The organism is Klebsiella sp. GW_Kp182, assembly GCF_040062275.1.
Lineage (GTDB): Bacteria > Pseudomonadota > Gammaproteobacteria > Enterobacterales > Enterobacteriaceae > Klebsiella > Klebsiella michiganensis.
The window spans coordinates 73507-94897 of record NZ_JBEAFQ010000008.1 but is presented as its reverse complement, the minus strand read 5'-3'; the positions used below and the strand labels follow the sequence as shown (position 1 = coordinate 94897).

Below are 21391 nucleotides of genomic sequence, written 5' to 3'. Positions count from 1 at the left end.
CAGGGCGTTAGGCTGGTTGAGGAATTCAGTGGACATCCTTCATTTCAGCGGAAGATAAACGTCCGTCTGCAGCTCATGCTCACCGACTTCATGCACGAAAGTGAGGTAGCGAAAGAAAACAGGGAAATCGCGCAGCGACTCTCCCGATGCGGGCAGCCAGTCGCGATAAAGAAACCAGATGCTCTGCGCGAGCGTGTCCAGAGATCCGTGATGACGCACCACTGCGCAACGTCCGCCGGGGATCTCGCCATTCACCACGCCGAAGCTGTTTTCCGGCACCGGCTGGCTGACCGTACCGCCAATATCGAAACGAAAATCGTCAGCCGGCGTGGCCGCGGGGTCGTCCCAGGAGATTCCCCAGGTTGCGCAGCTGGCGACCGGGGACAGACCGCTCACCTTGCGCCAGGCGATAAACTTCGCGGCGGTCTCATTGACTAAATCAGGGTTGCCGCGATGCCGCAGCCTCGCGATCTGAGTGGTAGGTAGCTGGATTATTTTAACATCCATCGGGTGTTGCTCCTGTAGCGTATGTTTCGGCACGCGTCGATGCCATTCCAGCCAGTCCGGCTGTTGACGGAACTGGCTGGGGCTTTGCGCGAAAGCGCTGCGGAAGGCACGGCTGAACGACTCAGGATTCTGGAACCCCGCATCAAGGGCAATATCGATAATCTTTTCCTGTGGATTAAACGCCAGTCGCCAACAGGCGCGACGCAGACGTAGCCACTGGATATAGCGATAGAGCGGTACCCCGCTATAGGCGCTGAATTGCCGGTGAAAATGATACGGCGAGCTGTGGGCTATCGCACTAAGCGTCTCCAGCGACAGCGGCGTGTCCAGATGGCGTTCAATGTACAAGCACACTTGCTGAAAACGCCCGGCAAAGGCCGGGCTTACCTGAGTATCGTTCATCGCATCCTCCCGGAAACATACTCTGACAGAGCGAGGAGTGCGGTTCCTGACCGATCTTGCTTAAGATGATAAGAAAATTATGGCGTGATTTTACGAATCTGCTTTACGTCGATTTCCACTGAGTTCCAGTCTTTATCCACTTCACCCTGAATCTCTACCGTATCCTGCGGGGTCACGGTCACGCCGTTCCAGCGCTTGTGATCGATATCGACGTTCACGGTGCCGGAGCTGTCCTGGAATTTATACAGGTCGTCGGAAATACGCTCCACGATTTTACCGCGCAGGGTCACCCAGGTATCGTCACGCAGGCTTTTCGCATTCGCAACCGTCGTTACGCTCCCGTTCGGGCCAATGAACCCGCCGTTTTGCGTGGTCGTCTGGCTGGTTTGCGTCGAGCCGGGTCCGGAAAATCCGCCCTGCCCGGCGGCCAGTACCGGCATGGAAACTAAGGCGATGATAGCGGTCATTGCGGCGATTTTCTTCATGATGTGTTCTCCCTTTGTGTTTATATCGTCACTATTACACCGGGCAAAACTTAACGACTTCTTAAGCGGAAAAAATAAATTTTATTCCTGTACAGCGCGCGCCGCAACGCGCTTTACTGCGGGAATATCCGAGGGACACAGGAGCAGAAAATGCGCATTTTACTGGTGGAAGACGACAAACTGATCGGCGACGGCCTTAAAACCGGACTGACCAAGCTGGGCTTCAGCGTCGACTGGTTTACCCGCGGCGAAGAGGGCAAAGCCGCGCTGTACCACGCCCCTTACGACGCCATTATTCTGGACCTGACCCTGCCCGGCATCGATGGGCTGGATATTCTGCGCGAATGGCGCGACAAAGGCCGCCACGAACCGGTACTGATCCTCACCGCCCGCGACGCGCTCAGCCAGCGCGTTGAAGGGTTACGTCTCGGCGCCGATGACTACCTCTGCAAACCTTTCGCACTGGTTGAAGTCGCCGCGCGTCTGGAAGCGCTGATGCGTCGCGCCCACGGCCACAGCAGCAGCGAGCTGCGGCACGGCAATGTTGTTCTCGATCCAGGCCGACTCACGACCACGCTAAACGGCGAGAGCCTGCCGCTCAAGCCAAAGGAGTTTGCTCTGCTGGAACTCCTGATGCGCAACGCCGGACGCGTGCTGCCGCGTAAGCTGATTGAGGAAAAGCTCTATAGCTGGGATGACGATGTCTCCAGTAACGCGGTAGAAGTGCACGTCCATCATCTGCGCCGTAAGCTCGGCAGCGGCTTCATTCGCACCGTGCACGGCATCGGCTATACCCTGGGGGATGCATGAAACGACTGGGTAGACTGAGCCTGCGCGTCCGCCTGACGCTGCTTTTCCTGCTGCTGACCAGCGCCGCCTGGGGCATTGCCAGCCTTGTGGCCTGGCAACAAACCGCCGACAAACTGGATAAGCTGTTCGATACCCAGCAGCTGCTGTTCGCCCGCCGCCTGAGCGCGATGAATGTTGACGAACTCCATACCCTCGCTCCGCAGGTACGGGAGCAGAAAAAGGTCAAACATGGCCATCTCGATGACGATGCGCTGGCTTTCGCTATCTTTACCGCCGACGGCAAAATGGTGCTTAACGATGGCGAAAATGGCCAGGATATCCAGTGGGGTAACCATCGGGAGGGGTTCAGCGATGGCTACCTGCGCGGCGACGATGACGAGTGGCGCTTCCTGTGGCTTACCACCCGCGACGGTCGCCATCGTATCGCCGTCGGTCAGGAGTGGGATTACCGCCGCGAGATGGCGCTGGATATCGTCACCTCCCAGCTTACGCCCTGGCTGGTTGCGCTGCCGCTGATGTTTTTGCTGCTCATCGTGCTGTTGAGCCGGGAGCTGGCGCCGCTGAAAAAGCTGGCCACCACGCTGCGCGCCCGGGCGCCGGACTCCGCCGAAACGCTAAATAGCGAGAACGTGCCCAGCGAAGTTCGCCCGCTGGTCGACGCGCTAAATCAGCTCTTTACCCGGACGCATGACACCATGATCCGCGAGCGTCGCTTCACGTCCGATGCCGCCCACGAGCTGCGCAGCCCGCTGGCGGCGCTGAAGGTGCAGACCGAAGTGGCTCAGCTCTCAACGGACGATCCGCAAGGGCTGGATAAAGCGCTGGCGCAGCTTCACCAGGGGATCGATCGCGCCACTCGCCTGGTCGACCAGCTGCTCACCCTGTCGCGTCTGGATTCGCTGGCGCTGCTGGACGATCTCCAGACTATCGCCCTTGATGAACTGCTGCAGTCGGCGGTCATGGAGATGTACCACCCCGCCCAGCAGGCTGGCGTTGAGCTACGCCTGCACCTGAACGCGAAAAACATCACGCGCACCGGCCAGCCGCTGCTGCTGAGCCTGCTGGTGCGCAATCTTCTGGATAACGCCGTGCGCTATAGCGCCGCCGGACGCCAGGTCGACATCATCCTTGATGCGGGTGAATTTCGCGTACGCGACAACGGCCCGGGCATCAGCGCCGAGGCCCTGACGCGCATCGGCGAGCGCTTTTATCGCCCTCCCGGCCAGGAACAGCCCGGCAGCGGCCTTGGGCTCTCCATCGTCAAACGCATCGCCGCGCTGCACGGGATGACGGCCAGCTTCGACAACGCCCGGGACGGCGGATTCGAGGCGCGCATTCGCTGGTAGCGGCATTATTGCTAAAAAAGCAAAAGACTTTGCACATTTTGCTCATTTTACCGCTTTGCCCTGCGGGGTAAAATTAGCCTCAAAATTGAAAAGTTGAGGATAAAAAATGAGCAACATCCTGATTATTAACGGTGCGAAAAAATTCGCCCACTCTAACGGCCAGCTGAACGACACCCTGACCGAGGTCGCGGATGGTTATCTGCGCGACGCCGGGCATGATGTTAAGGTCGTCCGCGCCGAGAGCGACTACGACATCAAAGAAGAAGTGCAGAATTTTCTCTGCGCAGACGTGGTTATCTGGCAGATGCCGGGCTGGTGGATGGGCGCACCGTGGACGGTGAAAAAGTACATTGATGATGTCTTTACCGAAGGTCACGGCGCGCTGTATGCCAGCGATGGCCGCACCCGCTCCGACGCCAGTAAGAAATATGGTTCCGGCGGCCTGATTCAGGGGAAAAAATATATGCTGTCCCTGACCTGGAACGCGCCGATGGAAGCGTTCACCGAGAAAGATCAGTTCTTCCACGGCGTTGGCGTCGACGGGGTGTACCTGCCATTCCATAAGGCCAACCAGTTCCTTGGGATGAGCGCCCTGCCCACCTTCATCGCCAACGATGTGATCAAAATGCCCGATGTTCCGCGTTATACGGCAGAATATCGCAAGCATCTGGCGGAAATTTTTGGTTAACTGTAGTGAGTTATGAAAAGACGACAAGCGCGGCTCATTTTAGCGGCGGCTTGAAGTATGATGAGAATATACAGAAGGAGTTGAGTTAACCATGTTGACAGTGATCGCTGAAATTCGCACTCGTCCGGGCCAACACCATCGTCAGGCGGTGCTGGATCAGTTCGCAAAAATTACCCCGACCGTTCTCCAGGAAGAAGGCTGCCACGGCTATGCGCCGCTGGTGGATCACGCCGCTGGCGTCAGTTTTCAGACTACTTCACCGGATTCTATCGTGATGGTCGAGCAGTGGGAAAGCGTCGCGCATCTTGAAGCGCACCTGCAGACGCCGCACATGAAAGCCTACGGCGAAGCCGTGAAAGGCGACGTACTGGAAATGAATATTCGTATTCTTGAAGCGGGTATTTAAGCAAGCAAACGACATCGGCCGGTTTCCCGGCCGATTTTTTATTATCCGTCCAGCTCCGCCAGATCGCCCTTCTCCTGCAGCCAGTTACGCCGATCTTCAGAACGCTTCTTCGCTAACAGCATATCCATCATGGCGGTCGTCTGCTGCTCGTCTTCATCGTTGATAATCAGCTGTACCAGACGGCGGGTATTCGGATCCAGCGTGGTCTCGCGCAGCTGCATCGGGTTCATCTCGCCCAGCCCTTTAAAGCGCTGCACGTTCGGCTTGCCTTTCTTGCGCTTAAGCTGCTCCAGCACGCCGGTTTTCTCTTCTTCTGTAAGCGCGTAATACACCTCTTTGCCGAGGTCGATACGGTACAGGGGCGGCAGCGCCACGTAGACGTGACCCTGCTTAACCAGCGTGCGGAAGTGCCTGACAAACAGCGCGCACAGCAGCGTCGCGATGTGCAGGCCGTCGGAGTCGGCATCCGCCAGAATACAAATCTTGCCGTAGCGCAGCTGGCTCAGGTCGTCGCTATCCGGATCGATACCGATGGCGACGGAAATATCATGCACTTCCTGGGAAGCCAGCACCTCATCGGAAGAGACTTCCCAGGTGTTCAGGATTTTACCTTTCAGCGGCATGATCGCCTGATACTCGCGATCGCGCGCCTGCTTGGCCGATCCGCCCGCCGAATCCCCTTCCACAAGGAACAGTTCGGTTCGGTTCAAATCCTGGGCGGTACAGTCCGCCAGCTTACCGGGCAGCGCCGGACCGCTGGTCAGCTTTTTACGCACCACTTTCTTCGCCGCGCGCAGGCGACGCTGGGCGCTGGAGATCGCCATTTCCGCCAGCAGCTCTGCCGACTGAACGTTCTGGTTCAGCCACAGGCTGAAGGCATCTTTGACCACCCCGGAAACAAACGCGGCGCACTGACGGGAAGAGAGGCGCTCTTTCGTTTGCCCGGCAAACTGCGGGTCCTGCATCTTCACGGACAGGACGTAGGCGCAGCGCTCCCAGATATCTTCCGCCGACAGCTTCACGCCGCGCGGCAGAATATTGCGGTATTCGCAGAACTCGCGCATGGCGTCCAGCAGCCCCTGGCGCAGGCCGTTAACGTGGGTACCGCCCTGCATCGTCGGGATCAGGTTGACGTAGCTTTCGGTCAGCAGTTCACCGCCTTCCGGCAGCCACAGCAGCGCCCAGTCAACCGCTTCGGTATCGCCGGAGAAGGTGCCGACGAACGGTTTTTCCGGCAGCAGCGGCAGGCCGTTAACCGCTTCGCTAAGATAGTCGGTCAGACCATCGGCGTAGCACCAGCGCTGTTCGCTGTCGTTAACCAGATCGCGGAAAACAATCTCTACGCCCGGGCAGAGAACGGCCTTGGCCTTTAATAAATGAGAAAGGCGCGAGACGGAAAAACGCGGGCTATCGAAAAAGCTTTCGTCCGGCCAGAAGTGCACGCTGGTACCGGTATTGCGCTTACCGCAGGTACCGGTCACGTGCAGATCTTCTACTTTATCGCCGTTTTCAAACGCGATGCTGTAGACCTGGCCGTCGCGGCGCACGTTCACCTCAACGCGTTTCGATAAGGCGTTGACCACCGAAATCCCTACGCCGTGCAGGCCGCCGGAGAACTGGTAGTTCTTATTGGAGAACTTCCCCCCGGCGTGCAGGCGGCAAAGAATCAGTTCAACTGCCGGAACCCCCTCTTCAGGGTGGATATCCACCGGCATTCCGCGTCCATCGTCGATGACTTCCAGCGACTGATCGGCGTGGAGAATCACCTCCACGCGTTTCGCGTGACCGGCCAGGGCCTCATCCACGCTGTTATCAATAACTTCCTGACCAAGATGGTTTGGACGTGTGGTATCAGTGTACATTCCCGGACGGCGGCGAACCGGCTCTAGCCCGGTGAGTACCTCAATGGCATCAGCGTTATATGAAGATTGCGTCATGGTGTGTATTCGTAGGTCGTTCCGAACCGCTCAGCGCAGGCCCAGAAAATCGATAATCTGAGTGAAATGATCTTCAAAGCCAACAAATGCGTGATTACCGCCCTCCTCTACCGTTTGTCGGCAGGAGGCGAAATAATCCACGGCCTGGCGGTAATCAAGCACTTCATCACCCGTTTGCTGCAATAACCAGATTAAATCCGGCGCTTCCAGCGGGTCAATTTGCATGACCTTGAGATCGTAAATATGGCGAGACTCTAGCACATATTGCTGCCCCGTGTATGGATTCTCATTGGGGCCAAGGAAATTGTTCAACAGCTCAAACGGGCGCACCGCGGGGTTCACTACCACGGCGGGCAGCATAAAGCACTGCGATAGCCAGGTCGCGTAATATCCCCCCAGCGACGACCCGACAACGCCCAGAGGTTCACCGCCATGCTCCAGCACGATAGACTCCAGATGCTCAGCCGCCTGCGCGGGATAAACCGGGAGCTCCGGTATCACCATCGAGATGTCAGGATAGGTCTGCGCCAGCCACGCTTTCAGCGCAGTCGCTTTTGCCGACCGAGGCGAGCTGTTAAAACCATGCAGATAGAGAAGCGTAGACATCAGTATCCTTCTGAAGCGATATCCGGGTGAAATTTCACGCCTTCGAGACGGCAAACTTCAGTGGTCAATGTGCCGTCAGGATGCAGTTCCAGCCAGCGCCAGCCTGGGGAGACGGTATCGAGCGTGAAGTTCGCGCAGTGCGGCTTAAACTGCACGCAGGTGGATGGCGTGGCCATCATGCGCCGTCCGTTCCAGTCAAGGTCCAGCTCCTGGTGAATATGGCCGCAGAGCAGATGCTTAACGCGAGGAAAAGCGGCCAGCGCGCAATCAAGCGCCCCGGCATTACGCAGGCTATGCTGATCCAGCCAGCTACAGCCTGACGGCATGGGATGATGGTGCAACAGCAGCAGCGTATACCGCTGCGGAACTTCGGTCAGCTTCTGCTCAAGCCATTCCAGCTGGAAATCGCTCAGCTCGCCGTGCGGCACGCCGAACACCTGGCTATCCATCAGCAATACTTGCCAGTGGTCGCCCAGCAATACGCGTTTAGCGGGAGAGATGCCGGATTCCTGCAGCGTGCTGTACATTGCCGGTTGAAAATCATGATTACCCGGTAGCCAGACGCAGGGTGCAGTAAAACTCGCGATGCCTTCAGCAAAATGCTGGTAGGCCGCGGCAGAGTGATCTTGCGCCAAATCGCCTGTAGCAACGATCAGGTCGCACTCTCGCTGTGAGGCGTGGATCGCATCCAGTACGGCCTGATAGCTTTCCCAGGTATTGATACCTAACAGCGTTTCATGTTTTTCAGCAAACAGGTGAGTATCGGTAATTTGTAATATCCTGACTCTGGCCTCACCAGCCAAAGGTAGGTTTAACAGGCTTTCCAAATGGTGTCCTTAGGTTTCACGACGCTAACAAACCGGAATCGCCATCGCTCCATGTGCAAAACAGTATCGCAGCCAATCGGCCAGAAACTGATTAATTTGATGCTTTTCGTCGCGTTGATGCAACTTTTTATTAGGATAATCATACCGCGCTTTAAAGCGAAAGATCTGCTGACTTGAACACACTTCAGCGACCATTGCATCGTGATAGAGCCGTACCGTCATTGACGGCAGACTCCAGTAGCTCACCGACGGTGCCGTCTGTTCAATCGCCACTAACGTAGTGTAGCGGGTCGATTCGACGATGGTTAATCGGTATTGCGCGTTGCCCACCTGGTAACTCACCTTTTCTCCCGCTGCATCCGTTCGCGGCAACAGGCGGCGCAGCTGGGCAAAGTTGGTTTCACACAGGCGCATCATTTCAGGAAAGTCAGGTGTATAACGCTTCATTTTGTCCACTCGTTTCGTAAATTGTGATAATGCAGTTGTAGCCATTGCAGCGCGATGACAGAGGCTGCGTTGTCGATTTTCCCCTCTTCCACCCATCTGTAAGCCTGTTCCCGGCTCACCACATGAACGCGAATATCCTCGTTTTCGTCGGCCAGTCCATGAATTCCTTTTGCCGTCGTTGCATCGACTTCACCCACCATAATAGACAGCCTTTCGCTGGTGCCGCCGGGGCTGGCCAGGTAGCTGAGGACCGGTTTAACCCGGCCAACAATAAGCCCGGCCTCTTCCACCGCTTCACGACGGGCGACATCTTCAGGAGACTCGCCTTCTTCTATCATACCGGCGACCATTTCGAGCAGCCACGGGCTCGCGCTGGTATCATACGCCGCAATACGGATCTGCTCGACGAGCACAACTTCATCGCGTACCGGGTCAAAGGGTAGCAAGACTGCGGCGTGGCCGCGCTCAAAAATTTCGCGGGTCACTTCGCCGCTCATCCCACCGTTGAACAGGCGATGGCGAAAACGATATAAATCGAGCGAAAAAAAACCGCGATAAAGCGTTTCGCGTGCAATAATTTCTACATCGTTTTTAGAGAAGGTAATCCCCTGCTGATTGACGTCGCTCATTTCGATATCCTGTAGAACATGAAGTTATGAATTTATAGGCGGTGTGGCTACCGTTTTACGGCTCGTATGCTAGATTGGTGCAAATTACCGCCCCATGGCACATAACGCCAACTTTTTACGGTAACAGACTCTATACAATCAGTGATTATTTTTAGAATTTGAGTAGCGCTAAATGCTTCACAACAAGGAATGCAAATGAAGAAACTCTTTCCCATCCTTATCGGCCTGGGCCTGACTGGCTTCAGCGCCATGAGCCAGGCTGAAAACCTGCTGCAGGTTTATCAGCAGGCGCGTGTCAGCAACCCTGATCTGCGTAAATCAGCAGCCGATCGTGATGCCGCATTCGAGAAGATCAACGAAGCGCGTAGCCCGTTATTGCCACAGCTCGGTCTGGGTGCAGATTATACCTATACCAGCGGCTTCCGTGATGCTAAAGACCAGAATTCCGACGTCACCAGCGGATCGCTGCAGCTCACGCAGGTTCTGTTTGATATGTCGAAATGGCGTGCGCTGACGCTGCAGGAAAAGAACGCCGGCATTCAGGACGTCACCTATCAGACGGATCAGCAAACGCTGATTCTGAACACCGCGACGGCCTATTTTAAAGTGCTGGCCGCGATCGATACGCTCTCCTATACCGAAGCGCAGAAACAGGCTATTTACCGCCAGTTAGATCAGACCACCCAGCGCTTTAACGTTGGCCTGGTGGCGATTACTGACGTACAGAACGCCCGTTCGCAGTACGATGCCGTGCTGGCGAATGAAGTCACCGCGCGCAACGACCTTGATAACGCCGTAGAAGGGCTGCGTCAGGTGACCGGCAACTACTATCCGGAGCTGGCCTCGCTGAACGTTGATGGTTTTAAAACCACTAAACCATCGGCGGTGAACGCGCTGTTGAAAGAAGCGGAAAACCGCAACCTGTCGCTGCTGCAGGCCCGACTCAGCCAGGACCTGGCGCGCGAGCAAATTCGCCAGGCGCAGGATGGGCATCTGCCGACCCTGAATTTAAACGCGTCCAGTAGCGTATCTAATAACAGCTACAGTGGTTCTAAAAACACCACGCAGGACAGAGATATCGGGCAGAACCAAATCGGCCTGAACTTCTCCCTGCCGCTGTATCAGGGCGGGATGGTGAACTCCCAGGTTAAACAGGCGCAGTACAACTTTGTCGGCGCCAGCGAGCAGCTGGAAAGCGCGCATCGTAGCGTGGTGCAGACCGTTCGTTCCTCTTTTAACAACGTGAACGCGTCCATCAGCAGCATCAATGCCTACAAACAGGCCGTGGTGTCTGCCCAAAGTTCACTGGATGCCATGGAAGCCGGTTATTCAGTGGGTACGCGTACCATCGTCGATGTCCTGGACGCGACCACCACGCTGTATAACGCAAAACAGCAGCTGTCCAACGCGCGTTATAACTACCTGATTAACGAGCTGAACATCAAGTCCGCGCTCGGTACGCTGAACGAGCAGGATCTGGTTGCGCTGAACAACACGCTGGGTAAAGCGATTCCGACCTCGCCGGACAGCGTGGCGCCGGAAAATCCGCAGCAGGATGCCAGCGCTGACGGCTACAGCAACACCGTCGCGGCAAAACCGGCGTCCGCACGCAGCACCAGCGGCAGCAATCCGTTCCGCCAGTAATTAAGCTTGCGCACTCCACGCTTCGCTTACCCCGCGGGTAAGCGAAGCGTTAAACGTAAGGCAACGTAAAGATCCCCCGCTTTCCGCCCCTATTCGCTTCATTTTCCACCACTCATCCTCTATCCTGAGCGTTAACAAAACGCATACCACTGGGTCCAGGAAGACAAACATGAAACGGACAAAAAATATTAAACACGCCTCCTTCCGCAAAAGCTGGAGCGCTCGTCATTTAACTCCCGTTGCGCTCGCCGTGACGGCGGTATTTATGCTCGCCGGCTGTGAACAAAGCGATGAAACGGTTTCTCTGTATCAAAACGCCGATGACTGCTCTGCCGCTAACCCGAGCAAATCCGCAGAGTGCACCACCGCTTACAACAACGCGCTCAAAGAAGCGGAGCGCACCGCGCCGAAATACGCCTCCCGTGAAGATTGCGTCGCCGAATTCGGTGAAGGTCAGTGCCAGCAGGCGCCGGCTCAGGCAGGCATGGCTCCGGAAAACCAGGCCCAGGCGCAAAGCAGCGGCAGCTTCTGGATGCCGCTGATGGCGGGCTACATGATGGGCCGGATGATGGGCGGCGGAATGGGCGCTCAGCAGCCGCTGTTCAGCTCAAAAAACCCGGCCAGCCCGGCCTATGGTAAATACACCGACGCGGGCGGTAAGAGCTACGGAGCAGCGCAGCCGGGCCGTACCATGACCGTGCCGAAAACTGCGATGGCGCCAAAACCAGCCACCACCAGCACCGTGACGCGCGGCGGGTTTGGCGACTCGGTCGCTAAGCAATCAACCATGCAGCGTAGCTCAGCAAGCTCCTCTTCTTCACGCTCAATGGGCGGCTAAGCGACATGGAAAGAATCAGCATTACCGAGCGCCCGGACTGGCGCGAAAAGGCGACAGAATATGGCTTTAACTTTCACACCATGTACGGCGAGCCGTACTGGAGCGAAGAAGCCTATTACAAACTGACGCTGGCGCAGGTTGAAAAGCTTGAAGACGTCACCGCTGAGCTGCATCAGATGTGTCTGCAGGCGGTGGAAAAAGTCATCGCCAGCGATGAGTTAATGGCCAAATTTCGCATCCCCAAACACACCTGGGGCTTCGTACGCCAGTCGTGGAAAACCCATCAGCCCTCGCTGTATTCGCGTCTCGATCTCGCGTGGGACGGCGTGGGTGAGCCGAAGCTGCTGGAGAACAACGCCGATACGCCAACGTCCCTCTATGAAGCAGCATTTTTCCAGTGGATCTGGATGGAAGATCAGCTGAACGCCGGTCAGCTGCCGGCGTGCAGCGATCAGTTCAACAGCCTGCAGGAGAAGCTGATCGATCGCTTTGGCGAGCTGCGCGAGCAGTTCGGCTTCCAGCTGCTGCATATGGCCTGCTGTCGCGATACCGTTGAAGACCGCGGTACCGTGCAATATTTGCAGGACTGCGCCGCAGAAGCGGGCGTGGCAACCGAGTTCCTCTACATCGAAGATATTGGTCTCGGCGAAAAAGGCCAGTTTACCGACCTGCAGGATCAGGTGATTGGTAATCTGTTCAAGCTCTATCCATGGGAGTACATGCTGCGCGAGGTGTTCTCCACCAAGCTGGAAGATGCAGGCGTGCGCTGGCTGGAGCCGGCGTGGAAGAGCATTATCTCCAACAAAGCGCTGCTGCCGCTGCTGTGGGAGATGTTCCCCAACCATCCGAACCTGCTGGCCGCTTATTTCAGCGAAGATGCGCATCCGGAGCTGGAGAAGTACGTTATCAAACCGATCTTCTCCCGCGAAGGCGCTAACGTCTCTATAGTGGAGAATGGCAAAGTGCTGGAGGCGGTAGAAGGGCCGTACGGTGAAGAGGGCACCATCGTCCAGGCGTTCTATCCGTTGCCGAAGTTTGGCGACAGCTACACGCTCATCGGCAGCTGGCTGATTAACGACCAGCCGGCGGGAATTGGCATTCGCGAAGACCGGGCGCTGATCACTCAGGATCTGTCGCGCTTTTATCCGCACATTTTCGTCGAGTAACAGCAAACCCCGGCGGCATTGTTTACTGCCGGGGTTTATCTATTTTCAGGCGCCAATGACCACCGACAGCATGCTCAGGGAGCCCATTTCCATTCCTTCAACCGGGATCGTAATCGGCTCTTCACCGTCCCAGGCGCCCAGCACGTACAACAGCGGCAGAAAGTGATCGGCCGTCGGGTTCGATAACGATCCGCCTTCATGCGCCAGGTAATTCACCAGCGGATGTTCCGCTACGGGACCTTTCCAGTCCAGGTTCGCCTTCACGTAGTCATTAAACGACGCCGCCCAGGGATAAGGTGTATTTTCGCCGTGCCAGCGTGCGGTACGCAGGTTATGCACCACGTTGCCGCTTGCCACCAGCATAATGCCCTCATCGCGCAGCTGAGCCAGCTTACGCCCCATTTCGAAATGCCATGCCGCGGGCTTCGTACTATCAATACTCAGCTGTACCATCGGAATATCAGCATCGGGATACATTTTAATCAACACGCCCCAGGAACCATGGTCAAAGCCCCAGGCTTCTTTATCCAGCGTCACCGGCACCGGCGCCAGCAGCTCGACCAGACGCTGGGCCAGCTCAGGCGAACCCGGCGCCGGATAATGCGTATCGTAGAGCGCCTGGGGAAAACCGCCAAAATCATGAATCGTTTTCGGCGCCTCCATCGCGGTCACTCCTGTACCGCGAGTGAACCAGTGCGCGGAGATCACCACAATGGCTTTAGGCCGCGCCAGCGTCTCGCCCAGATGCCGCCAGGCGCGAGTATAGATGTTATCTTCCAGCACGTTCATCGGGCTACCGTGACCTAAAAACAGCGCGGGCATGCGGGTACGGGACATAGTGATATCCTTTATTAAGAAAGTTGATGTATTTACATTACGCTCTTTCTATGGAGGATAAACTCAGATAAGCATGATGATGATCGTCAGAAAATTTGAATGTAAGCGGCGGTAAAGAGTGAATCCGCGCGCTCGCGATCGTCAATGGATCAGGATACTCTTAATAAGAATTATTTTCATAAGGAGGTGAATGTTGTCCTCACCCGTCATTTTGACCCTGCTGGCAGGGAGCGCTACCTTTATTGGCGCCATTTTCGGCGTTATCGGGCAGAAACCCTCGAATCGCTTACTGGGATTCTCACTGGGATTCGCCGCCGGGATCATGCTGTTGATTTCGTTGATGGAGATGCTGCCCGCCGCGCTGGCTACCGAAGGCATGTCCCCCCTGCTCGGCTACGGCATGTTTATTATCGGCCTTCTGGGCTACTTTGCGCTTGACCGCATGCTGCCTCACGCCCACCCGCAGGATCTGATGTCTCCCGGCATTTCCCGCCCGCGCAACCTGCGCCGTACGGCGATTTTGCTGACCTTAGGCATCAGCCTGCATAACTTCCCCGAGGGCATTGCGACCTTCGTGACGGCCAGCAATAATCTCGAGCTGGGCATGGGGGTCGCGTTAGCCGTTGCGCTACACAACATCCCGGAAGGACTGGCGGTAGCCGGACCGGTATATGCCGCCACGGGCTCCAGAAGTAAAGCGGTGTTCTGGGCGGGTCTTTCCGGCATGGCGGAAATCTTCGGCGGCGTGCTGGCCTGGCTGGTGCTGGGCAGCGCGATATCCCCGGTGATGATGGGCGCCGTTATGGCCGCGGTTGCCGGTATCATGATTGCGCTGTCGGTTGATGAGCTTATGCCGCTGGCGAAAGAGCTCGATCCACAAAGCAACCCGAGCTATGGCGTGCTGTGCGGGATGTCAGTGATGGGATTAAGCCTGGTGGTTTTGCAAACGGTGGGCATTGGCTGAGTCAATGCCCCCATTATTTCACTTGTCAATTCATTACATGAATTCATCATTAATGATGAATTGAGAACAGGTATTAAATTTAACCTTTAGTCAATTAAGACCATGCGTAAATAGCCTTTTCACAGCATTCGCCCTCATTGCTTTGGCATTAATTTGACGTTAATTCTGCGGGTATCAAACGAAATTTATTCACATCAACAATCAATACAGGTAAAGCCACCGTCAAAAGAGATATTACATTGCGAAATATCCTAAAAAAAGCGCACTAAAATGCATACATTAAGGAAAACTGCGAGTTACCTTTAATTACAATTAACATGCGTAACAGTGAGCAGCGTGATAGTTTTTACGCGTTGAATTAATATTAATTCAAGCAAACCCAATCCCATACCAGTTGTCGTAAACCTCATATTTAATATTGATCATCTATAAAGGACTATATTCCATGTTTAAAAAAACGCTGCTCGCTGTTGTCACTACCGCTGTTTTTTCTGCGACTGCTTTTAATGCCAGCGCTGAAGATCAGGGCCACGGTATTGTCACCTTCTCCGGTACCGTTATTACCGCCCCTTGCTCTGTGACACCGGAAAGCTCTCAGATTGATGTCGATCTCGGCCAGGTTGCCGATAGCGTACTGAACGGCGGCCAGTACTCTCAGCCTGCAGATTTCTCTATCAAACTGCGCGACTGTATTCTGAGCACAACGGATGATAAAGGCGTGAAAACGACAACGGATAAAGTGAACGTGACCTTTACTTCTGCCAACGTCGACAGCAATGACGCCAGCCTGATGGTAAATACCAAAGAAAGCAACTACGGCGGCGCTACCGGCGTTGGCGTACGTATTATGGACGCAGGTTACAACACCGTAACCCTGGGATCCGCAGTGCCGGTAGTGTTTACCGATACCAACCCGACTCAGAACCTGGACTTCCACGCCCGCATGGAATCTAAAGGTAAAAATGCAACCGAGGGTGATGTTTACGCTCAGGCAAACTACGTCCTGGCTTATAAATAATTATCACTTTCGCTTAATTTTTATCGATTCAAGCCGGTGATGGATTCACCGGCTTTCCTGGTCTATTTTATTAAAAGAAACGGATTTTATGCGCACTATTATTCATAGCGGTTTAATGCCAGGAAAGTTATTCCTTTTAATAAAGCATACCCTTTGCTCAGTATGTTTTACCGCATCACTATCAATGCCGCTTTATGCAATAGAATTCAATACCGATATGATTGATGCTGAGGACAGGAAAAACATCGATCTCTCGCAATTTGAAAAAAAAGGCTATATTCCTGTCGGCACCTATGTAGCACGCGTACAGATCAACAAAAATACCTTACCAAAAGCCTATCACCTGGAGTGGATAAAAGCTGATAACGAAAGCGGATCTCAGCTTTGCCTCACTAAAGAGCGCCTGGCAGAGTTCGGCTTTGCCGATGCGTTTATTGAACCGCTACAAATGTGGAATCAAAAAGGCTGTCTCGATCTCAGCCATCAGCCAGAGCTGATTATTCGTCTGGATAAAGCGAACATGGTACTGACGTTAACCGTACCCCAGGCATGGATGAAATATCAGGCTAAAAACTGGACGCCGCCGGAGTACTGGGACGACGGTATCGCGGGGCTTATGCTGGATTATAACCTTTACGCCAGCCAGTACACGCCGAGCCACGGCGACAGCAACCAGAGCGTCAACTCATATGGCACACTGGGTTTCAACCTCGGTGCATGGCGCTTACGTAGCGATTATCAGTACGATCAATCGTTTACTGAGCGGAAATCAACGGGTACCAGCAGCAGCCTGCCGCGTACCTATTTATTCCGCCCGATTCCGTCCCTGGCGTCAAAATTCACGATGGGCCAGTACGACCTGAGCTCAGGCCTCTACGATACTTTTCACTTTACCGGCGCCTCTCTGGAAAGTGATGAACAAATGCTGCCGCCGGATTTACGCGGCTATGCGCCGCAAATAAGCGGCATCGCGCAGACCAACGCTAAAGTCACCGTTACGCAAAACAGCCGCACGCTCTATCAAACGACCGTCTCCCCCGGGCCATTCACCATCGCCGATCTGGGCACAACCTTGCAGGGGCAGCTGGATGTCACGATCGAGGAAGAAGACGGACGCAAAAGTACGTTCCAGGTTGGTTCCGCCTCTATCCCTTACCTGACGCGTAAAGGGCAGGTACGTTATAAAAGTTCAGTGGGTAAACCCACATCAACGACCCACAATGATGTGAATAACCCCCTTTTCTGGACCGGGGAGGCTTCCTGGGGCTGGTTGAGTGATGTTTCTCTCTACGGCGGCGCTATCGTCACCGCCGATGACTATCAGGCGGCAACCGGTGGGGTTGGCTTTAACCTTAACCGTTTTGGCTCATTCTCCCTTGATATTACCCGCGCCGAGGCTAATCTACGTAATGACGATCAAGGTAAACAGCGCGGCTTCAGCTATCGCGCTAACTATGCCAAACGTTTTGAAGAAACAAACAGTCAGGTAACCTTCGCGGGTTACCGGTTCTCAGATAAAGAGTACGTCACGATGAGCGAATATATCAGCTCGCGCGATGGCTCCGACTCCAGCTCCAATGAGAAAGAGAGCTATGTGCTCTCCTTTAATCAGTTCGTTGCGCCGCTGGAGCTAAATACCTATCTGAGTGTCACACGTAATACCTACTGGAACAGTGAAACCAATACGAACTACTCGTTTTCTCTGAGCCGGAGCTTTGATATTGGTGCGTTTAAAAATATTTCAGCTTCATTGGCGATGAGCCGCGTGCGCTGGAATGATGATGAAGAGAATCAATATTACTTTTCACTCACCCTGCCGCTGGAAAATAATCGCAATATTATGTACAGCCTGCAGCGCTATGGCGACGACGCAACGACGCAAACGGCAACCTGGTACGATGGTTCAGATCGTAATAACCCGTGGAATATGTCCGTTTCAGGCACAGATAAAGAGTTTGGCGATGGCGAAGCGGCCATGCGCGGATACTATCAGCACTATTCACCCTATGGCCGGTTGAATGTAAACGGTAGCGTGAAGCCAAGCAGCTATCGCTCGCTCAGCGCTGGCTGGAACGGCTCGTTCACGGCAACCCGTTACGGTGCGGCATTACATGATTACAACACTGGCAACAGTTCTCGCGTCATGGTGGATGCGGATGGAATAGCCGGTGTTGAGGTAAACAATCATCGTAGTATGACCAATATGTTTGGTATTTCCGTGGTTCCGTCAGTGGGTAACTACACAACGGCGATGGTGATGGTGAACAACAACAACCTGCCGGATGGCGTGGATGTAACCAACTCGGTAATCCGCACCACGCTGACCGAAGGCGCTATTGGCTATATGCCCCTGAGCGCGACCAAAGGCTATCAGATCATCGGCGTCATCCGCCTGGAAGACGGACGCTATCCACCGCTGGGCGTGACCGTAACCGACAAAGCAACCGGTCGCGATATAGGTTTAGTCGCTGATGACGGCTTTGTATACCTGAGCGGAATACAGGAAAACAGCATCCTGACGCTAAAATGGAACGACAACGTGTGTGATTTGACACCGCCTAACCATAGCAACCTCGATGGTCAGGCCATTATTTTACCATGTAAGCCCGCACATTAATTCAGGATGAATGATGATGAAAATTAAGACATTTGCGAAAGGACTATTCTGTTTGTTGAGTACCAGCTTTGCGGTTAATGCCGCCGTGTCGCCCGACAGAACCCGCATTATTCTTAACCAGTCGGATAAGAGCGTCTCCGTGCGCTTGACCAACCAGAGCACAACGGCCCCTTTCCTTGCCCAATCATGGATTGAGGATAAGGATAATAAAAAATCCCGAAACTATATTACTGCTGTTCCGCCAATGGTGCGCCTCGAGGCGGGTGAGCAAGTACAGGTTCGCCTGATTCCTCAGCCAGCGTTGACGCAGCTTCCGGCGGACAGGGAATCGCTGTTTTATTTCAACGTGCGCGAAATTCCGCCGCGCTCGGAACAGAAAAACGTCATGCAAATTGCCATGCAGAGCCGCATTAAAATTTTCTGGCGACCAAAGGTAGTCGAAGTGAAGAACGGGCAGGTGAATCTGACCGGTAAATTCGATATTAGCCGAACGGCCAGCGGGTTAACGTTAAAGAACAACTCCCCCTACTTTATCACCGTGGGTTATATCGGCACGAATGGCAAAACGCTGCTGCCAAAAACATCCAGCATGATGGCTGAACCGTTTGGCCTGGCGTCGCAGGAGATTAAAGACCTGCCGGCTAATTTCCAGGTAGGCTTTATTGGCGATTACGGCGGCCTGAATATGTTTAAAGTCAGCTGTAATTCTGTACAAGTGGTCTGTCAGTCTGAACCGGTGAAAAAGGGATAATAATGAAAAGACTACTAAGTTTTTTAACGTTATTAATCAGCCTGTTTTCTGTGCCATCATGGGCAGTAAATTGCTATCAAAATAACGAAGGAGGAGCGCTTTCTTACATTGCTACACTTCCTTCCTTTACCATTCCTAACGACATTACGCCTGGCAAGAAAATTTGGGAAAGTTCCGACATTAATATTACCGTGTACTGCGATAAAGCCTCCCACTGGAGTCGCGCTGCCCCAACGGAAGAGCTTTATGCCTGGATAAAACTCTCGGCGTTTAATAGCAGTGAGGTACTCAATAATCCTTATTTTACTTTTGGCGTAACATACGATGGTGTCGATTACGAAGGCATTAATCAAGGCATCAAGACAGGCGCCTGTCTGGATAGAATAGATCAGAAACCGCTGCCAAATATCTATCATGACCCGGTATGTAATGGTTCGGTACTGCAAAAGAATGTATCCTTTAACGCCCGCTTCCGCCTGTATATTAAAGTTAAAGCGATTCCTCCCGATAGCTCAACAGTCTATAATTTTGGTGACATTAATGTACTGCAATTTGATGGCGAAGGGGGAGCAAACCTGCTCAGTGATGCCAAAAATTTACGTTATTATATTACTGGATTAGATAACGTGCGGTTTTTGACCTGTACAGCTTCCGTTAAGCTTTTCCCTGAAAGTCAGACAGTGGATTTTGGCGTCATTCATGCTTATAAAACCGACATGCCAGCGCTGAAAAAAACGTTCAGCCTCTCCACCATCCGGGATCAGGCGGCAGGCTGTACTGAACAATTCGATATCACGACCAGCTTCTATACTAATGATACCCTATACGATATTACTCATTTGGATATGAATAATGGCTTTCTATTGAATATCTATGATAGCACGGCTAGTACTAACGTTATATTCAACCAATATATGCCATTCGCTACCTATATTCCGGGACGACCATCAACCGTCACGCATAACTATATTGCTGAGCTGACCCAAAATCCCTCCGTCTCAGTCAAGGATGGCCCTTTTAGCAAAGATGTGATTATAAAGATTAACTATCAGTAGCTTTCTTTTGGAACTATTCAACAATAAAGCCGGGATATCCCGGCTTTCTCATTTTTTAGCGCAACTTTTAGCGCAACGACTGCAATCAGCTGGCTTTACGCTCGTGTTCGCGACGGTAGGCCACTAAATCTTCAATCGTGACCACTTCCATATTGTGCTGCTGAGCAAACTCGATGCACTGCGGCGCACGCGCCATAGAGCCGTCGTCGTTGGTCAGTTCACACAGTACGCCCGCCGGTTTGAGGCCAGCCAGCGTGACCAGATCGATGGTTGCTTCAGTATGGCCGCCGCGGGTCAGAACCCCGCCCGGCTGCGCGCGCAGCGGGAAAACGTGTCCAGGGCGGTTCAGGTCGGACGGCTTCGCGCCATCGGCAATTGCCGCGCGCACGGTGGTCACGCGGTCAGCGGCGGAAACGCCGGTGGTCACGCCTTCAGCGGCTTCGATGGTCACGGTAAAACCGGTACCGTAGGCGCTGGTGTTGTTCTCAACCATCATTGGCAGGTCGAGCTGTTTACGGCGATCTTCCGTCAGGCACAGGCAGACAATGCCGCTGCCGTGGCGAATGGTCAGCGCCATCTGCTCAACGGTCATGGTTTCAGCGGCGAAAATCATATCGCCTTCGTTTTCACGGTCTTCATCGTCAAGCACCATCACACCGCGGCCTTCGCGCAGTGCATCCAGAGCACGTTCTACACGTTCAAAAGCGGTACCAAAAGAGGAAAGTAGCGTCTGATTCATGGTAAAAAAACCTCATTAATTGTATGGTTACCAGAATCAGGGCAGTCTTAGGAGCGCCGGTTTAGCGGCAAAAGTCAACGCAAGCGGGTACAAACCCGGCTGAGCCGTTACTCTCTCCCATCCGGACTCTAACCGTCGGCCCCGGAATTACACCGGATCTGCTGACCTTTCTGCATTCGCAGAAAGCGCTCGCGGGCTTTCAACGCTATGGTTGATTTACCGCCGGTGGGGAATTTCGCCCCGCCCTGAGAATAAGCAAAGCAACTATAACGCTATTGACTATCGTCGGCAATGCATAAGCTTCAAACATTTATGGTTTATAGGCGCCGACGATCGCACTACAATGAGCGGATAACCGACCAGAGCAGGAAACCACCATGATTGACCCGAAAAAAATTGAACAAATCGCCCGTCAGGTTCATGAATCAATGCCGAAGGGGCTCCGCGATCTGGGGGAAGACGTGGAGAAAAAAATCCGTCAGGTGCTCCAGTCGCAGTTAACTCGCCTGGACCTGGTAAGCCGCGAAGAGTTCGACGTGCAGACGCAGGTGCTGTTGCGCACGCGTGAAAAGCTGGCGCTTCTGGAGCAGCGTCTTAACGATCTGGAAAACCGTTCGCCGAGCGCGCCGGACGTCGAAGAGAAGCCGTAAAACAAGCAACGGGCCGTCAGGC

General features: G+C 54.1%; 22 protein-coding genes and 1 riboswitch. Of the genes, 13 read left to right on the top strand and 9 right to left on the bottom strand.

Annotated elements, in window-relative coordinates; genetic code table 11:
• Nucleotides 1–39: 39 nt before the first annotated feature.
• Entirely contained in the window at nucleotides 40–909 is an 870-nt protein-coding gene (locus ABLU88_RS10360) for an AraC family transcriptional regulator (RefSeq protein ID WP_009651841.1), read from the bottom strand.
• A gap of 77 nt (nucleotides 910–986) precedes the next feature.
• A complete protein-coding gene (locus ABLU88_RS10355) occupies nucleotides 987–1394 on the bottom strand; it encodes a YgiW/YdeI family stress tolerance OB fold protein (protein WP_014839568.1) in 408 nt (135 codons plus the stop codon).
• Nucleotides 1395–1544: 150 nt separating this feature from the next.
• Between ABLU88_RS10355 and qseB the strand changes: the two genes are divergently transcribed.
• The 4 genes from qseB (at nucleotide 1545) to ABLU88_RS10335 (ending at nucleotide 4644) form a co-directional block, all read left to right on the top strand.
• On the top strand, nucleotides 1545–2204 hold the full coding sequence (qseB, locus tag ABLU88_RS10350; protein ID WP_014226870.1) for a quorum sensing response regulator transcription factor QseB: 660 nt from the start codon (nucleotides 1545–1547) through the stop codon (nucleotides 2202–2204).
• Nucleotides 2201–3550, top strand: coding sequence for a quorum sensing histidine kinase QseC (gene qseC, locus ABLU88_RS10345; RefSeq protein WP_208923826.1), 1350 nt, complete (start codon nucleotides 2201–2203; stop codon nucleotides 3548–3550). Before qseB ends, qseC begins: the two co-directional genes overlap by 4 nt.
• A 106-nt stretch (nucleotides 3551–3656) precedes the next feature.
• A complete protein-coding gene (locus ABLU88_RS10340; RefSeq protein ID WP_208923825.1) occupies nucleotides 3657–4238 on the top strand; it encodes an NAD(P)H-dependent oxidoreductase in 582 nt (193 codons plus the stop codon).
• Between the two features lie 91 nt (nucleotides 4239–4329).
• Nucleotides 4330–4644, top strand: coding sequence for a putative quinol monooxygenase (locus ABLU88_RS10335; protein ID WP_004125281.1), 315 nt, complete (start codon nucleotides 4330–4332; stop codon nucleotides 4642–4644).
• A gap of 41 nt (nucleotides 4645–4685) precedes the next feature.
• Here the strand turns inward: ABLU88_RS10335 and parE are convergent, their stop codons facing one another.
• The 5 genes from parE to nudF are packed head-to-tail and all read right to left on the bottom strand — an operon-like array spanning nucleotide 4686 to nucleotide 9090.
• Nucleotides 4686–6581 carry a DNA topoisomerase IV subunit B gene (parE, locus tag ABLU88_RS10330; protein ID WP_004854242.1) on the bottom strand — a complete coding sequence of 632 codons (1896 nt, stop codon included), beginning with the start codon at nucleotides 6579–6581 and terminating at the stop codon, nucleotides 4686–4688.
• 30 nt (nucleotides 6582–6611) lie between these two features.
• Nucleotides 6612–7187 (bottom strand): esterase YqiA, encoded by a 576-nt coding sequence (gene yqiA, locus ABLU88_RS10325; protein WP_004854243.1) that lies wholly within the window; start codon nucleotides 7185–7187, stop codon nucleotides 6612–6614.
• Entirely contained in the window at nucleotides 7187–8014 is an 828-nt protein-coding gene (cpdA, locus tag ABLU88_RS10320; RefSeq protein ID WP_004854245.1) for a 3',5'-cyclic-AMP phosphodiesterase, read from the bottom strand. The genes yqiA and cpdA overlap by 1 nt, the downstream gene beginning before the upstream one ends.
• A 24-nt stretch (nucleotides 8015–8038) precedes the next feature.
• Complete coding sequence (locus ABLU88_RS10315; RefSeq protein WP_004854247.1) at nucleotides 8039–8461, bottom strand: DUF1249 family protein; 423 nt, start codon at nucleotides 8459–8461, stop codon at nucleotides 8039–8041.
• Entirely contained in the window at nucleotides 8458–9090 is a 633-nt protein-coding gene (gene nudF, locus ABLU88_RS10310) for an ADP-ribose diphosphatase (RefSeq protein ID WP_004854249.1), read from the bottom strand. Before nudF ends, ABLU88_RS10315 begins: the two co-directional genes overlap by 4 nt.
• A gap of 195 nt (nucleotides 9091–9285) precedes the next feature.
• Here nudF and tolC point away from each other — a divergent pair, with 195 nt between their 5' ends.
• From tolC to ABLU88_RS10295, 3 genes are all read left to right on the top strand, one after another.
• A complete protein-coding gene (gene tolC / locus ABLU88_RS10305; RefSeq protein ID WP_032692881.1) occupies nucleotides 9286–10734 on the top strand; it encodes an outer membrane channel protein TolC in 1449 nt (482 codons plus the stop codon).
• Between the two features lie 169 nt (nucleotides 10735–10903).
• The gene (locus ABLU88_RS10300) at nucleotides 10904–11572 is read left to right on the top strand and encodes a DUF1190 family protein (RefSeq protein WP_004125303.1); all 669 of its coding nucleotides are present in this window, start codon (nucleotides 10904–10906) and stop codon (nucleotides 11570–11572) included.
• A gap of 5 nt (nucleotides 11573–11577) precedes the next feature.
• Nucleotides 11578–12738, top strand: a complete 1161-nt coding sequence (locus ABLU88_RS10295; protein ID WP_207172197.1) for a glutathionylspermidine synthase family protein — start codon at nucleotides 11578–11580, stop codon at nucleotides 12736–12738.
• Nucleotides 12739–12783: 45 nt separating this feature from the next.
• Here the strand turns inward: ABLU88_RS10295 and ygiD are convergent, their stop codons facing one another.
• Nucleotides 12784–13575 (bottom strand): 4,5-DOPA dioxygenase extradiol, encoded by a 792-nt coding sequence (gene ygiD / locus ABLU88_RS10290; RefSeq protein WP_014226877.1) that lies wholly within the window; start codon nucleotides 13573–13575, stop codon nucleotides 12784–12786.
• Nucleotides 13576–13768: 193 nt separating this feature from the next.
• Between ygiD and zupT the strand changes: the two genes are divergently transcribed.
• From zupT to ABLU88_RS10265, 5 genes are all read left to right on the top strand, one after another.
• A complete protein-coding gene (zupT, locus tag ABLU88_RS10285) occupies nucleotides 13769–14539 on the top strand; it encodes a zinc transporter ZupT (protein ID WP_025105919.1) in 771 nt (256 codons plus the stop codon).
• A 445-nt stretch (nucleotides 14540–14984) separates the two neighbouring features.
• Complete coding sequence (locus tag ABLU88_RS10280) at nucleotides 14985–15557, top strand: fimbrial-like protein (protein WP_032751300.1); 573 nt, start codon at nucleotides 14985–14987, stop codon at nucleotides 15555–15557.
• A gap of 184 nt (nucleotides 15558–15741) precedes the next feature.
• Entirely contained in the window at nucleotides 15742–18174 is a 2433-nt protein-coding gene (locus tag ABLU88_RS10275; RefSeq protein WP_213221616.1) for a fimbria/pilus outer membrane usher protein, read from the top strand.
• Nucleotides 18175–18187: 13 nt separating this feature from the next.
• Nucleotides 18188–18925 (top strand): molecular chaperone, encoded by a 738-nt coding sequence (locus tag ABLU88_RS10270; protein WP_224266182.1) that lies wholly within the window; start codon nucleotides 18188–18190, stop codon nucleotides 18923–18925.
• 2 nt (nucleotides 18926–18927) lie between these two features.
• Nucleotides 18928–19980, top strand: coding sequence for a pilus assembly protein (locus tag ABLU88_RS10265; RefSeq protein WP_025105915.1), 1053 nt, complete (start codon nucleotides 18928–18930; stop codon nucleotides 19978–19980).
• 85 nt (nucleotides 19981–20065) lie between these two features.
• Here ABLU88_RS10265 and ribB read toward each other — a convergent pair whose 3' ends face one another.
• Entirely contained in the window at nucleotides 20066–20719 is a 654-nt protein-coding gene (gene ribB / locus ABLU88_RS10260; RefSeq protein WP_004854262.1) for a 3,4-dihydroxy-2-butanone-4-phosphate synthase, read from the bottom strand.
• A 105-nt stretch (nucleotides 20720–20824) separates the two neighbouring features.
• Nucleotides 20825–20976, bottom strand: a riboswitch (FMN riboswitch).
• 120 nt (nucleotides 20977–21096) lie between these two features.
• Between ribB and ubiK the strand changes: the two genes are divergently transcribed.
• A complete protein-coding gene (ubiK, locus tag ABLU88_RS10255; protein WP_025105914.1) occupies nucleotides 21097–21369 on the top strand; it encodes a ubiquinone biosynthesis accessory factor UbiK in 273 nt (90 codons plus the stop codon).
• The last annotated feature ends 22 nt before the right edge of the window (nucleotides 21370–21391 follow it).